Source organism: Streptomyces sp. NPDC031466, assembly GCF_055581265.1.
On the sequence record NZ_JBVIJT010000003.1, the window covers coordinates 497,001 to 511,033 of the forward strand.

Below are 14,033 nucleotides of genomic sequence, written 5' to 3' on the forward strand. Positions count from 1 at the left end.
CCTGCCTGCCGCTGAGGGGAGGGCAGGGCCGATTGGGTCAGCCGACGGAGAGGCGGCCGCGGCCCTGCACGTAGTGGACGCCGCTGCCGAAGCACCGCCGCACGTCATTGGTCGGCACCGCGACGCCCGTAAACGGGTGGCCCTTCATCAGGCCCGAGACGATGGTGCCTGAAAGGAAGGAGTCCACCGGCGTGTACCCGCGCGAGCCGTGGCCGGCGGGCTTCAGCGTGGAGCTACCCACGACCCGCCCACTGCGGCCGGGAGCGGAATACCAGGTGATGGTGCCGCTGCCGTGGATCCGGGTGGCCCGGGCGCAGCTCGCCCGGCCGGTACCGCGCAGGGTCAGTTTGCCGGACCGGATACGGCTCTGACGCCCGTTCGGCGAGGAGCAGTTGTTCAACTGCGCGCTGCCGTGGGCCGAGATGGAGCGGGGAGTGCTGGAGACCGCGGGTGAGAAGGAAATGCGTTCGCCCGGGCCCGTTTTGAGCGTGCAGGAGAGGGTGTTGTGCGGCCGCGTGCCGGTTGCGGCGGCGTGCGCCCGCGATTCGGCTTCGCTCCCGGTGCTGGAGGTGAGCAGCGTGAGGAGGGTCGCCGCGGCGACCGTGGCGGTGCGGAAGAGAGAAGTCCTGCGCATGGGGGCGTTCTCCTTGCTGATGTTTCGTGCCGGACGGAGTTCTCGTGCCGTAGGTGCATCCACGCCGGGCGGTGCAGGGTGGTCGTGCGGTGCTCCGGCGATGTGGATACGCACGGCAAGGTAGCTCGTTCCGTACGGGTACTGGTATTTCATCACTCGTATGGATCAAGAAGTGTTTGACCATTTCATGTCCGTGTCGCCAGGGTTGCCCTGGTTGAGAGAAAGGACCTGACATGCGATGGCCTCACGCCCGGCGGTTCCCCGCAGGTCCTGCGAGCGGGGCATCGCCGCCGGCTCGAATGCGGTGGGGCGTGCGTCATCCCTGGTGGGTGCTTTCGGCAGCGCTGGCGATCGGCCTGACGCTGGCGCTTGCCGCGATCGTGGCCCCCGTACGGCTCTCCAACGGTGGTTACATCGCGGAGGGAACCGAGGCCGCGCGTGCCGAGACTCAGCTCCATCAGCGCTTCGGTGCGGGCATTCCCGACCTGGTGCTCCATGTGACGGCGGACGCGCCCGTCGATGACCCCGCGGTCGCCCGCGCGGGGCGCGCTTTCACGCGGGAGGTCGGGCGGCGTCCCGGAGTGGGCGAGGCCCTCTCGTATTGGACGGTGGGGGACAACCGGCTCCGCAGCAAGGACGGGCGGGCCGCCCTGGTCACGGTCGACCTGCGCGGGAACGAGGACGAGGCCGCGCGGCTGGCCGCCACCCTGGTCCCGCAACTGACCACGGAGTACAGCGGACAGGCCGGGCACGGAAGTCTTCGGGTGTCGGCGACCGGGCCCGCCTGGGTGATGGCCCAGGCCACCCAGCTCAGTCGCCAGGAGCTGTGGCAGTCCGAACTCATCGGTGTACCGGCGGCGATGCTGATCCTGCTCTTCGCGTTCGGGTCACTGACCGCCGCGCTCCTGCCCGCCGTGGTCGGTGGCCTCGCGGTGGCCGGCACCTTCGCCGTGCTGCGGATCCTCATGAACGTCATGCCGCTGTCGGCGTTCGCAGCCAACATCACCACCGCCCTCGGTCTCGGCCTGGCCGTCGACTACGGCCTCTTCCTCGTCACCCGCTATCGCGAGGAACTGGCGGCCGGAGCGCCACCTTCCGAGGCGGTCGAGACCACCATGCGCACGGTCGGGCGCACCGTGCTGTACTCGGCGGCCACGGTCGTCGTCTGCCTCGGCGCACTCCTCCTGTTCCCGTTGGGCTTCCTGCGGTCCCTCGCCCTCGCGGGCATCAGCGTGGTGGTGCTCGCCGCGGCGACCACCCATCTGGTGCTGCCCGCTCTGCTCGTCGTCATCGGGACCCGTATCGACCGTGGAGACCTTTTCGCCCCCCTGCGCGGGATCACCGCGCGACGGACGCCCCTGTGGTTGCGAGTGGCGCGCCAGGCCACCACCCGGCCGGTGCTGGCGGGGGGCAGCGCCGTGCTCGTTCTGCTCACGCTCGCCGCTCCTTTCGCCCACGTACGCTTCGGTGTCGCCGACCAACGTGTCCTGCCTGCAGAGGCCGAGTCCCACGCCACCGCCACCCGGATCGAGCAGGAGTTCGCCCTGCCCTGGACGCGAACCCTGACCGTACTGCTGCCCGACACGGACGTGATCGACCAGGGAGAGGAGTTGGACCGCTACGCCCGCGAGGTTTCCGCCCTGCCGGGCGTGGGTGAGACCGGCACGGCCCTGGGCACCTACAAGGACGGCCGCCTCGACTCCGGCCCTTCGACGGACTCGCTCATGTACATCGCCCAAGGCGCCACCTGGCTCTCCGTGGCCGCCGACGGGCCGCCGCAGCGGGACGAGGATCTGGTACGAGAACTGCGCGCCCTGCCGTCCCCGGGCCGCCACGACGTCTCGGGCCGCCCCGCGCGCGTGCTCGACACCAAAGCCGCCGTGCTGCGGACCCTGCCGTGGGCGGCGGGCATCGTCGTCGGCAGCACCCTGCTGCTGCTGTTCCTGTTCACCGGCTCCGTACTGATCCCCGTCAAGGCCGTCGTCATGGGCGCGTTGAGCCTGAGCGCCAGTTTCGGCGCCATGGTGTACGTGTTCCAGGACGGGCATCTGCGGCACCTGTTGGGCGACTTCACGGTGACCGGAGAGCTGGAGACCTCCATGCCGGTCCTGGTGTTCGGAGCAGCCTTCGCGCTCTCGGTCGACTACGAGCTCTTCCTCATCTCCCGCATCCAGGAGGAGTACCGGGCCACAGGTGACCACCGCGCGGCGGTGTACGGCGGTCTCGCCCGCACCGGACGCATGATCACCATCGCGGCCGCCATCTTCGCGGCGGCGCTGTTCCCGCTGGTGACCTCGGACATCACCCTCCTCAAGCTCATCGGCTGCGGTCTCGCACTGGCCGTCCTGCTCGACGCCACGGTCGTACGCGGCGTGCTCGTCCCCGCGTTCATGAGGCTGACCGGGCACGCCAACTGGTGGGCGCCCCGCCCGCTCGCCGCCGTCCACCGCCGACTCGGCCTGGACCGCTGGTGCGGCGAGTCGCTGCCCCGCACCACGGGGAACGTGCCGGGCGCCCGCGCCGAACAGACCTCGGATCCGGTCTGCTGATTCCGCCTCGGCGCGTCACACCCGTACCCGACGCCTGTCGCCCCGCACGGGGACGCCCCGGTCCGGGCGGTTCCGGACCGGGGCGAAGAGGGAGTCACACCCTGGAGGGCGCGGCCACCTCGTCGGCCGGGGCCGGACCGTTGTCCAGGGGCGCACCCTTTCCGGACGGCCCTTCGCTCTCGGCCGGTGTCTGCGGGCTGCTCGACAGGCCCAGGCGCAGCAGCACCAGATGTGAGATGTCGGTGACGGTCCCGCCGCTTCGCAGCAGCTCCAGCGGCGGGATCTCGATGTCGAACCGGTTGCGCAGGGACACCAGCATCTCGGCGAGCATCAACGAATCGAGCCCGTACTCGTCGAGTCGGCGGTCGTGGTCGAGTTCCTGCTCGTTCATGTGCAGCACGCCGGCCAGCAGATGCGCGAGAGTCCCGGCGACGGCACGGGCGGCGTCCGCCGGCGACATGGCCGCCAGTGCCGCCACGATCTCCTCGCGCGTGTGGTCGGCCTCGTCCATGCGCTCGGGGAGCAGCGTGGAACAGCGCGGCGTGGCCAGGGTCGGCAGGAGGCCGCGCAACCGTGCCCAGTTGTAGCGCCCCACGCCCGCCACCTCCGCACGCTGTACGGCCGGTGACTCCAGGGCGGTGAACGCCTCACGCAACGGCACGGGCTCCATGCCCATCGAGGCGAGCGTCTCGGTCAGCTCGTTGCGGGCGACGTATCCGGTCTCCCCGATGGCACCCCAGGCGACTGCCTGGCCGGCGGCCCCCGACCGCCGCCGGCGCCGCGCCAGTGCCTCCAGCCAGAGGTTGGCCGCCACGTAGTTGGTCTGGCGGATGTTGCCCAGGAAGGTGGTACCGGAGGAGTACAGCAGGAACAGGTCCAGCTCGCGGTCGCCCAGCAGACGGTCGAGCACCATCGCGCCGGCCATTTTCGGGGCCAGGGCGGCGGCGAACCGTTCGTCGGAGAGTGCGACCAGCAGGTCGTCCTCCAACTGCATCGCACAGTGGACGACCCCGCGGAGCGGGTGCCCGCCCGCGTCGATACGGGCGAGGACCTCTCGCATGGCGGACGCGTCGGTGACGTCGGCGGCGTAGGCGATGGCCCGCACGCCCCGTTCGGTGAGGCCGGCCAGCACCTCTTCGGCCTCCGGGGACGCGTCGCCGCGTCGGCTCACCAGAGCCAGGTGGCGTGCGCCCCGGTCCGCCAGCCACGCGGCGGTCGCGGCGCCGAATCCGCCCAGACCCCCCGTCACCAGATAGGTGGCCTGCGAGTCCAGGGCGGGCGCCTGCGTCCGCCGCTCCACGCGCACCGGTTCGTCCAGGGGGTCCAGCGTGACGACGACTTTGCCGACATGGCGGGAATGCTGCATGAGCTGGAACGCCTCGGCCACCCGGGCCGCGGGATACACGCTGTGCGGCAACGGACGGTACGAACCGTTGCTCACGCGCTCGGCGACATCGGCGAAGAGTGCCGCTCCTCGGTCGGGGTCGAAGGCCAGGGTGGTGAGATCCACCCCGAAGAAGCTGATGTTGTTGCGGAAGGGCCGCAGCAGCAGCGGCTTGTTCTCGTAGATGTCCCGCTTGCCCAGCTCGATGAACCTGCCGCCCGGGCGCAGCAGTTCCAGACTGCGGGTGATCGCTTCTCCGGCCAGGGAGTTGACCACGACATCGACGCCGCGCCCCTCGGTGACCTCCATGACCTGGACGGCGAAGTCCAGGTTGCGGGAGTCCAGGACGTGGTCGACTCCGAGGGTGTGCAGGAGTTCCCGCTTGGCGGGTGTGCCCGCGGTGGCGATCACCCGGGCACCGCACAGGCGGGCGTACTGGAGCACGCCGAGCCCGATGCCGCCGGCGCCGCCGTGGACCAGGACCGTCTCCCCGGCCCGCAGGCGCGCCAGGTGGTCGAGGCTGTAATGCACGGTGGAGAAGACGACGGGCAGGGTGGCGGCTTCCGCGAAGCCCATGGCGTCGGGGATGTGGCCGAGCGCCTGGGCGGCGGTCAGGGTGTGGGAGGCCAGGGACGCCGGCGCCAGGCCGTAGACCCGGTCGCCCGGCCGGAAACCGGTCACGTCGGGTCCGACGGCTGTCACGACCCCGGCGCATTCCAAGCCGAGGCCGACCTCGGTGTAGGTTCCTTCGATCGCCTCGGCCGGCAGGAGACCGACCGCCTGCATCATGTCGCGGTAGTTCAGGGCGGCGGCTCGTACGGCGACGGCGACCTGCCCGGGCCCCGGGCGGAGAGGCGTGTTCGCGACCCACGCAAGCCGGTAGGACAGGCCGGGGGAGCACACCTCCAGCGTGAAGGGCTCCGCCGCCACAGCCGTCACCTCGGTGTGGTCGGCGGGCAGCGCCCGTTCCCGTGGAACGAATCGCCCACCGCAGGCGGTGACCACCACCTCGGGCTCGGTGTCGTCCGTCAGTAGTTCGTGGGCCACCCGGTAGGCGTCGGTCGCGGCGGTACCCGAACGGTCCAGTGAGACGGTACGCAGCGACAGCCGGGGCTCCTCGTTGGCGAGGGACCGGGCGATTCCCCACACCGCCGCGTCGAGGGTCGCCACTGCCCGCTCCGGCAGGGGAAGTGCGCCGCTGGGCCGCGTCACCACGGTGAGCGAGGTCTGTGCGCCGCCGGTGGCGGCCGCGGCGGCCCGGGCGATGGAACGCATGAGCGCCGCGCGCCGGGTGGTGAGTGCCACGGCCTCGGCCGGGTCGTCACCGGATGCTTCGCCGAGAAGCACGCACACCTGGGTGCCTTCCTCCCCGAGGAGGCGGGCCCAGCCGGCGGCATCCTCGTCCGCCACCCGCACCGAGGCAGGGGCTCCGTCCGCGTCCGGGGGCAGGTGTTCGGCGATGGCTTCGGCCAGGGGGAGTTCCTCGGCCGTCTCGGCGGCGACGATCCTGTGACGTGCTGTCGCGGGCGCCGGCAGGGCAGGCGCCGCCACGGCATCCCGGGGGGCCGCGGTCAGCAGTACGGAGAAGTCGTCGCGGCAGACCGTGGCGTCGTCGCCGGTGCGCACGACGTCGGTGAAGCCGCACCTGGTGAGCAGCTCCGGCCAGCGGTCCCCGGGCAGCAGGGGGGAGCTGGGTCGCAGTGCGTGGTCGCTACGGGTCCAGAACGTCTCCAGGGACCCGAAGAAGGGGGTCAGTACGTGTGTGTCGTGGCTCTCGACGGCGAGCAGGAGGCCGCCGGGGGCGAGAAGGGTGGCCACGCGCCGCACCGCGGCTTCGAGGTCGGTGGCAGTGTGCAGCGCGTTGGCGGCGATCACGAGGTCGAAGCCCGCCTCGGGCAGCCCCTGGCCGCCCGGGTCCTCGTTCAGGTCGAAGGTGCGGTAGGTGAGGAAGTCATAGGCGGCGAAGCGCCGTTGGGCGCGGGCGAGGAACGCGGCGGAGACGTCGCTGTAGACGTAGTGGGTGCGCTCGGCGGGCAGGAGGGGCAGCAGGGCCGCCGCCGTGCCGCCGGTACCGGCCCCCACCTCCAGGACCCGCAGGGGCCGGTCCTGCGGCCATGTCCGTACCGTCTCGCGAAGGAGTGCCTGCGCGAGGCGGTTGTGGAAGCGGGACGTGAGGGCGGTGTCGTAGAGCTGTTCGACATCCGTGAGACTGCCGCCGCCCGCCGTGAGTTCCGCGCGGGCGTCGTCGTCGCGGCCCAGGACGTCCCGGGTCCGGCTGATGGCCAGCCGGTTCTCGGTGGAGTACCGGGGGAGGTCCAGGACCAGCGCGCGCAGGAGTTCCTCGCCCTCGAACGTCGGGCGGGTCAGCCGCAGACCATTGCTGTCCTCCTCCCGCACCAGGCCGTGGCGGACCAGTTCGGGGAGCACCGCCTCGACGAACGGCACGCACCGCGGGTCCATTCCGGCGGTGACGAGGTCCTCGATGACGAAGGGCGCGCCGCGGTCGGGCAGGAGAGCGGCGAGGGCCTCGGCGTACCGGTGTGCGGCAGCGCTCTTGAGGAGGGTTTCGAAGCGCTCGTAGTCGGCGTCGTGCCAGTCGGCGCGGCAGGCGGCGATGTGGTCGGCGGCGCCCGCGGCGATCTGGTGGGGCGTGACCGTCGGTCCGTCGCCGGCCCATGGCAGCGGGTCGGACGCAGCCCGCATCGTGGTGTGATACACCGTCAGGGCGCTCCGGTGGGCGCCCGTCAGGCGCCGGAGGCGGCAGCGGAGCAGCTCGACAGTGACGCGTCCGTCCTCGTCGGTCACGACGATGTCCCAGCACTCCTCGGCCTCCAAGGAGGACCGCCGGCGCACGTGGATCCACCCCGAGGAGGCGGGTGCGCGCCACACCCGGGCGGACCCGATCGCGGCGGGAAGGTAGACCGTGCCGTCCTCCACGGCTGAGCCGATCAGCGGCGCACCCGCCTGCAGGGCGCCGTCCAGCAGGGCCGGGTGGGCCTGGTACTCCTCGCTGGGCGCCTCGTGCCGGTAGGCCGCCACCACCTCCCCGTCCCCCACGCGTAGTTCGCGCAGCACCTGGAAGGCGGGACCGTACTGCAGACCGGCGCGCCCGACCGCGTCGTAGTGCTCCCTGGCGTTCACCACGCGCCCGCAGCGCCCCTTGGCGGCGTCGAGGTCCACGTCGGCGGGTGCGTGCCCGAGCAGGGCCCGCACCCTCGCCCGTACGTGCGCACGCGGCAGTGCGGTCCGTGCCTCGGTGCTGGTGATGCTGACCAGCCCGTCGTCCGGTGTGACGGCCAGCTGGACCCGGACACTGCCGGCGTCCGCCCACGGTACGACCAAGGGGCGGGCGATCTCCAGGCAGTCGACCTCCGCCGGACCGTCCAGGATGAGGCGTCCCGCGGCCATCGCCATCTCCACGTAGGCCGTCGCCGGCACCACCACCGAACCCGCCAGCCGGTGGTCGGCCAGCCACGGCGCCAACGCCGGCTCGACCGCCCCTTCCCAGGTCGGCACGGGCGAGGGCAGCCGCTCACCGAGCAGTGGATGGTCCAGTTGTCCGGAGCCGCTGGTGCGCAACCAGGTCTGCGGGGTCCCGTTCCAGTGGTGCTCGCGCTGCCAGGGGTACGCGGGGAGGTCCACCACCCGCCCCCGGCGCGGGAAGTGCGCGCTCCAGTCGAGCTCGGCGCCCTGCGCCATGAGCGCGGTCACCGCCTCGTGCAGCGCCCCGGGGCCGTCGGCGCCGCGTCGCAGGGTCGCTGTCACCGCGACCGTGTCACGGGTGCGGGAGCGGGCGACGCGGTGCAGGTAGGAGCGGAGCACCGGATGCGGGCCGATCTCCAGGAAGATGTCGGTGCCGTCTTCCAAGGCCTTCTCCGCAGCGGCGGCGAACAGTACTGGCTCGCGCACGTTGCGCCACCAGTAGGCACCGTCCAGGCATTCGCCCTCGATCCGCTCACCGGTCACGGAGGAGAACATCGTCACCCCGGACGCCCCGGGCCGCAGTCCGTCCAGCTCCTGGCTCAGGGGCCCGTTGATCGGGTCCATCGCCGCGCTGTGGAAGGCGTAGTCCAGGTCCAGCTCCGTGCAGGCGATTCCCTTGTGCGTCAACTCGGCCAGGAGCGCCCGCACAACGGCTGCCGGGCCCGCCACGGTCACATCCCGCGCACTGTTGACCGCTGCCACTTCCACTCCGGGCCAGGCGGCCAGTTCCTTGACCGCCTCGTCCACGGGGAGCGCCACGGCCGCCATCCGGCCCGTCCCGGCGGTGGCCGCCTGGGTTCGGCTCCGGCCGACGATGACCTGTGCGGCCTGCTCCAGGTCCAACGCACCCGCGACATGGGCGGCGGCGACCTCGCCGACACTGTGGCCGAGCACGCTGTGCGGCGTGATGCCCTGTGCCCCCAGCATCCGCACCAGACCGACCTGCACGGCGAACAGGAGCGGCTGTGCCACTTCCGTCAGCGCGAGACGCGACCGATCCGCCGGCGCTGCCAGCTCCTCGGCCGGCGACCAGCCGAGCAGAGGAGCCACGGCAGCGTCCACCTGCGTGACGGCGGCGCGAAAGACCGCGCTGTGCTCCAGCAGGTCGGCGGCCATGCCCTGCCACTGCGAGCCGTTGCCGGAAAAGACGAACGTGACGCGCCCCCGGGACACGGCCCGGAAGGCGGTGGTGGCGGAGCGGGCCTCCTGCCCGTCACGGGAGGAGGGGACGAACGGTGACTGCCCCGGCCCACGGGTACCCGGCGCCCCCTGCGTCACCGCGCCACCGGAACTCGGCGCCGGCTCCTCGGCCGCGGGCGCCTCGACGGACGCCGGCGTGCCTGCGACCGCCCGCAGCTGCTGCGCGGCGGCCTGCGGTCCGGCCAGCACCACCGCACGGTGCGGATGCCTTCCCCGGCGCAGGCAGGAGGTGTGGGCGATGTCGTAGAACTCCCGCGTGGTGGCCCCGGCGAGCCGGTCCGCCATTCGCGCCGCTGCCTCGGCCAGCGCCTTGGGGGTACGCGCCGAGACCAGCACGGGAAGCGCTCGCTCGCCGCCCGTGCCCGCGCGGCTGCCGGGTTCCTGGCGCGGGGCGGGTGGCGCGGTGGGCGGGGAGGTGAGGACGACGTGGGCGTTGGAGCCGCCGAAGCCGAAGGAGTTCACCCCGACGACGGGACGCCCGGCCGTGTCCAGCGACAACGTGCTGTCGGCGGTCGCCAGGTTCAGCCCCGCGAAATCGATGTCCGGATTGGGCGGGGAAGCGTGCAACGAGGGCGGGATCACCCGGTGCCGCAGTACGAGCAGCGCCTTGAGCAGCCCGGCCATTCCGGAAGCCGGCTCCAGATGCCCGATGTTGGTCTTGACGGAACCGATCGGCAGTACCCCGGCGGTGCGACGGCGGCCCAGGGCCCGGCCGATGGCCCGGCACTCCAGCGGGTCACCGACCAGGGTTCCCGTACCGTGTGCTTCGAGGTAGACCAGTTCGTCCGGCGAGACGTCGGCCTGCTCGTACACCGAACGCAGCAGGTCCTCCTGCGCCTCGGCGCTCGGCAGTGCCAGTCCCATCGTCCTGCCGTCGCTGTTGGATGCGCTGGCGAGGATGACCCCGTGGATCCGGTCACCGTCCGCCATGGCGTCCGTCAGTTTCTTCAGGACGACCAGACCGCCTCCCTCGGCGCGTACGAACCCGTCGGCAGCCGAGGAGAACGAAGCGCATCTGCCACTGGGTGACAGCATGGCCGCCTGGGAGAACCCCACGTAGTGGTACGGGCTGAGCAGCACGTTCACTCCCGCGGAGAGCACCACGCGGCTGCTGCCGTCGAGCAGGGTGCGACAGGCGCGGTCCAGCGCCACCAGGGACGAGGAGCAGGCGGTGTCCACCGCCATGCTCGGCCCGCGCAGGTCGAAGAAGTGGGACAGGCGATTGGCGGTGATCGAAGAAGCGGCACCCGACATGGTGTAGGCGTTGACCGTCTGCGGCAGCATCATCTGCAGTCCGCCGTACGAGGTGTCCGACACCCCGACGTACACGGCCGTGTCGGTGCCCGACAGGCGCTCCGAAGGGATCCCGGCGTCGTCCAGCGCCTCGACGGCGAGTTCCAGCAGCAACCGGTGCTGAGGATCCATCCGGGACGCTTCCTTCGGCGAGATGCCGAAGTAGGCGGCGTCGAAGGCGGTGATGTCGTCGAGGAAGCCGCCCGCGGCGGTGTAACTCTTGCCGGGGCGCGGCATCGAGGTGTCGACGAACCGGGATGCCTCGAACCGGTCGTCGGGCACCTCGCCGACGAGGTCACGGCCCTGCCGAAGCGCGGCCCAGAACTGGTCCAGGTCACCGATGCCGCCGGGAAGGCGGCATGCCGCCCCCACTACCGCGATGGCCCGATCCGTTGATTTCGCCTCGTCCCACATGCACAGCCAGCTTTCTTCGGAGTTGGATGGCCCGTCGATCAACAAGCAGGAGACGTCATCTAACGGGTAGTGACTGCGCGATGACAAACCGTCATTAGGCCGTAGGGGAATCTCTTGTGCTCCCCATGGCGGGGTGTGGCACGGGAGCTCCACGACATCAAGGGCCGGGTCAAGGGGCATACGGGCACGGGCGATCCGGTGATCCGTGAGGGCGCGTTCGCCCGCGGCGCGCCGCGCGGGCCGTCCCCGCCGCACCGCGGGTGCGCGGCGGGGACGTCTCGACGGAGGGCGGGTGCCCCCAGGGCTCCCCGGAGCGGTCGGCGATACGGAAGCGGCACCCGTCGCCTGATCCCCGGCAACCCGCAGCCCTTCCGCTCGCGGTGCGTTCTCCACGAACGCGCATACGGCGTGAATCGGACGCCCGTACGAGGCGTCATACCAGAGCGGGACGCACCCCCGCGGACTTTGTCAACTGCCCACCGCACACGATGCCGCGCCGACTACCGTGAGTGGCCGTCGGGCGACGCAGCGATCACGAGAGCAGGCATGCCATCGCGACCTGCCGGCCGGCACGGCGCTGCCGAAAACATGCCGCACCCACAGGAGTCGGGCCACCCGCCGAAGCCCTCTCGCAACGTACCGAGGACGCAGATGTCGCACCTACGCGCACCGGCCGCCCGCGCAGACCGCCGTGAGGGCGGACGGCACGGCAGGCCCGGCAGCCGGGCCGCCCTGGCCCTGCCCGAGACGCACATACGACCCCAGCTCCTGCGGATCGCCGTGCTGCCCGCCGTCGCCGTCGCTCTGAGCGCCTGCGCGGCCGTGCTGTTCACCCTGAGGTCCACCGGCGCCCGGCCCGGACCCGCGCTGTTCGCCGTCCTCACCGCCGCGGTCCTCGTCGGTCTCACCGGCATCGTGATCGCCGCCGTGGCCGCCGACCGCGCCGCCAGGTCCGTGCACGACCGGCTCGGCGCCCTGCGGCGCACCGCCGTGCGCGGCCAGTCCGAGCTGCGCGGCGTCGTGGAACAGCTGCGCCGCGGCGATCAGCCGCCCGCGCGCGGCACACCGCCCGGACCCAGACCCGGCGGGGACGAGTTCGACCAGCTCGCCGACGAACTGACCCGGGCCCAGGGCGTCGCCGTCGACGCCGTCGTACAGGCCGCGCAGCTCTCCGGGCACGCGGGCAGCGAACAGAAGGTCGAGGTCTTCGTCAACCTCGCCCGGCGCCTGCAGTCACTGGTACACCGCGAGATCTCGCTGCTCGACGAGCTGGAGAACGAGGTGGAGGACCCCGAACTGCTCAAGGGCCTCTTCCACGTGGACCACCTGGCGACCCGCATCCGCAGGCACGCGGAGAACCTCGCCGTGCTCGGCGGCGCCGTGTCGCGCCGCCAGTGGAGCAACCCCGTCTCGATGACGGAGGTGATGCGCTCCGCCATCGCCGAGGTCGAGCAGTACTCCCGCGTCAAACTGGTGCCGCCCATCGACGGCACCCTGCGCGGGCACGCCGTCGCCGACGTCATCCACCTGCTCGCGGAACTCGTCGAGAACGCCACCGTGTTCTCCGCCCCGCACACCCAAGTCCTGCTGCGCGCCCACCTCGTGACCGCCGGGCTCGCCGTCGAGGTCGAGGACCGGGGCCTCGGTATGCCCCTCGCCGAGCAGGACAAGATGAACCGCCTGCTCGCCGACCCCGACCAGGTGAATGTCGCGAGCCTGCTCCAGGACGGGCGGATCGGCCTCTTCGTCGTCTCCGCCCTCGCCCGCAGGCACGGCGTCGCGGTCCGCCTCCAGAGCAACATCTACGGCGGTGTGCAGGCCGTGCTGATCCTGCCGCAGGTCCTGTTGGGCGCCGAGCCGCAGGCGGAGCCCGCCGCCGGCGTGCGCCGCCGTCCGGCAGCCGAGGCGGCGGCGCGGGGCGCCTCGGGCGACGGGCGGAACGTATCGCCCGCACCAGAAGATGTGCCGACCGCGCCGATGGGGTCGGCCGTGTCGTCGACTGCGTCGGTCGTACCGGGCGTACCAGGCGCGTCAGGTGTGTCAGGTGTGTCAGGTGTGTCAGGCGTACAAGACGTGCCGTCTGTACAAGCTGTATCGCCGGTACAGGACGTGCCGCCCGCCGGAGACGTGCGGCCAGGCCAGGGCGGGGGCGCAGGGGGCGCCGCTCACGCGAGGGGCACCGGGCCCGCGCCCCTGCCCGTGCGCGGCGCCCGCCAGGACCGGCCGACGCCCGCCGACGCCGTCCCCGGCATCCGGCCCGAGGACCGGCAGGCCGCCGCCGAGCACGCCGCGGCACCGCTCACGCCGCTGGGCGGCGCGGCGGCGGACCGCGTCGACCGGCCCCAGCTCCCCAAACGCCGGGCGCAGGAACACCTCGCCCCCCAACTGCGGGACGCCCCGGCGCCGCGCCCCGACAGCGAGCACCTCGTCGGCCACGACCCCGGACTCATGGCCGCGTTCCAGCGCGGCATCGGCCTGGCCCAGGCACAGGACGCGCGCGACCCCACCCCACGAGGCGGCGGCCTCCCCGGGGACGGGCGCGAGCAAGGCGGCCGGCCGACACCATGACGCCCCGCCACCGCCCACCGTCCCCGCACCCGCTGACCCTCGTACGTCGTACCCCAAGGAGTCGATCCACCATGGCGAGCGATGCGCCGACCGGCCATGTATCCGATCTCGACTGGCTGATGAGCGGCCTCGTGCAGCGCGTGCCGCACACCCGCAGTGCCGTCCTGCTCTCCTCCGACGGGCTCGTGAAGTCGGTGCACGGCCTCGACCCGGACAGCGCCGACCACATGGCGGCCCTCGCCTCGGGCCTCTACTCGCTGGGACGCAGCGCCGGCATCCGCTTCGGCGACGGCGGGGACGTCCGGCAGGTCGTCGTGGAGCTGGACTCCACCCTCCTGTTCGTCTCCACCGCGGGCTCCGGCACCTGTCTCGCCGTCCTCGCGGGCCGCGAGGCGGACGCGGCCATCCTCGGCTACGAGATGGCGATGCTGGTCAAGAGCGTGCGCCCGTACCTGATCACCGCGCCCCGGCAGCCCGCCGGGGAACCCGCGTCGATGAGGCGCTGAGC

The 14,033-nt window shown here is 72.3% G+C and carries 5 protein-coding genes; 3 read left to right on the top strand and 2 right to left on the bottom strand.

The annotated features are described in order from the left end of the window. Window positions 1-37: 37 nt before the first annotated feature. Entirely contained in the window at window positions 38-634 is a 597-nt protein-coding gene (locus ACZ5GP_RS08200) for a hypothetical protein (RefSeq protein WP_468750008.1), read from the bottom strand. A 329-nt stretch (window positions 635-963) separates the two neighbouring features. Here ACZ5GP_RS08200 and ACZ5GP_RS08205 point away from each other — a divergent pair, with 329 nt between their 5' ends. After that, window positions 964-3,183 carry an MMPL family transporter gene (locus ACZ5GP_RS08205; protein ID WP_468750009.1) on the top strand — a complete coding sequence of 740 codons (2,220 nt, stop codon included), beginning with the start codon at window positions 964-966 and terminating at the stop codon, window positions 3,181-3,183. Window positions 3,184-3,277: 94 nt separating this feature from the next. Here the strand turns inward: ACZ5GP_RS08205 and ACZ5GP_RS08210 are convergent, their stop codons facing one another. Beyond that, complete coding sequence (locus tag ACZ5GP_RS08210) at window positions 3,278-10,957, bottom strand: SDR family NAD(P)-dependent oxidoreductase (protein ID WP_468750010.1); 7,680 nt, start codon at window positions 10,955-10,957, stop codon at window positions 3,278-3,280. A gap of 651 nt (window positions 10,958-11,608) precedes the next feature. Here ACZ5GP_RS08210 and ACZ5GP_RS08215 point away from each other — a divergent pair. Together ACZ5GP_RS08215 and ACZ5GP_RS08220 are read left to right on the top strand one after the other, a co-directional pair. After that, window positions 11,609-13,525 (top strand): sensor histidine kinase, encoded by a 1,917-nt coding sequence (locus tag ACZ5GP_RS08215; protein ID WP_468750011.1) that lies wholly within the window; start codon window positions 11,609-11,611, stop codon window positions 13,523-13,525. A 71-nt stretch (window positions 13,526-13,596) separates the two neighbouring features. Continuing rightward, window positions 13,597-14,031 carry a roadblock/LC7 domain-containing protein gene (locus ACZ5GP_RS08220; RefSeq protein WP_358577531.1) on the top strand — a complete coding sequence of 145 codons (435 nt, stop codon included), beginning with the start codon at window positions 13,597-13,599 and terminating at the stop codon, window positions 14,029-14,031. Window positions 14,032-14,033: the final 2 nt, after the last annotated feature.

Excerpts from the sequence above, each read along its gene's own strand:
- ACZ5GP_RS08200 (WP_468750008.1), bottom strand. The coding sequence starts at position 634 with ATGCGCAGGACTTCTCTCTTCCGCACCGCCACGGTCGCCGCGGCGACC.
- ACZ5GP_RS08210 (WP_468750010.1), bottom strand. The coding sequence starts at position 10,957 with ATGTGGGACGAGGCGAAATCAACGGATCGGGCCATCGCGGTAGTGGGG.
- ACZ5GP_RS08215 (WP_468750011.1), top strand. The coding sequence starts at position 11,609 with ATGTCGCACCTACGCGCACCGGCCGCCCGCGCAGACCGCCGTGAGGGC.
- ACZ5GP_RS08220 (WP_358577531.1), top strand. The coding sequence starts at position 13,597 with ATGGCGAGCGATGCGCCGACCGGCCATGTATCCGATCTCGACTGGCTG.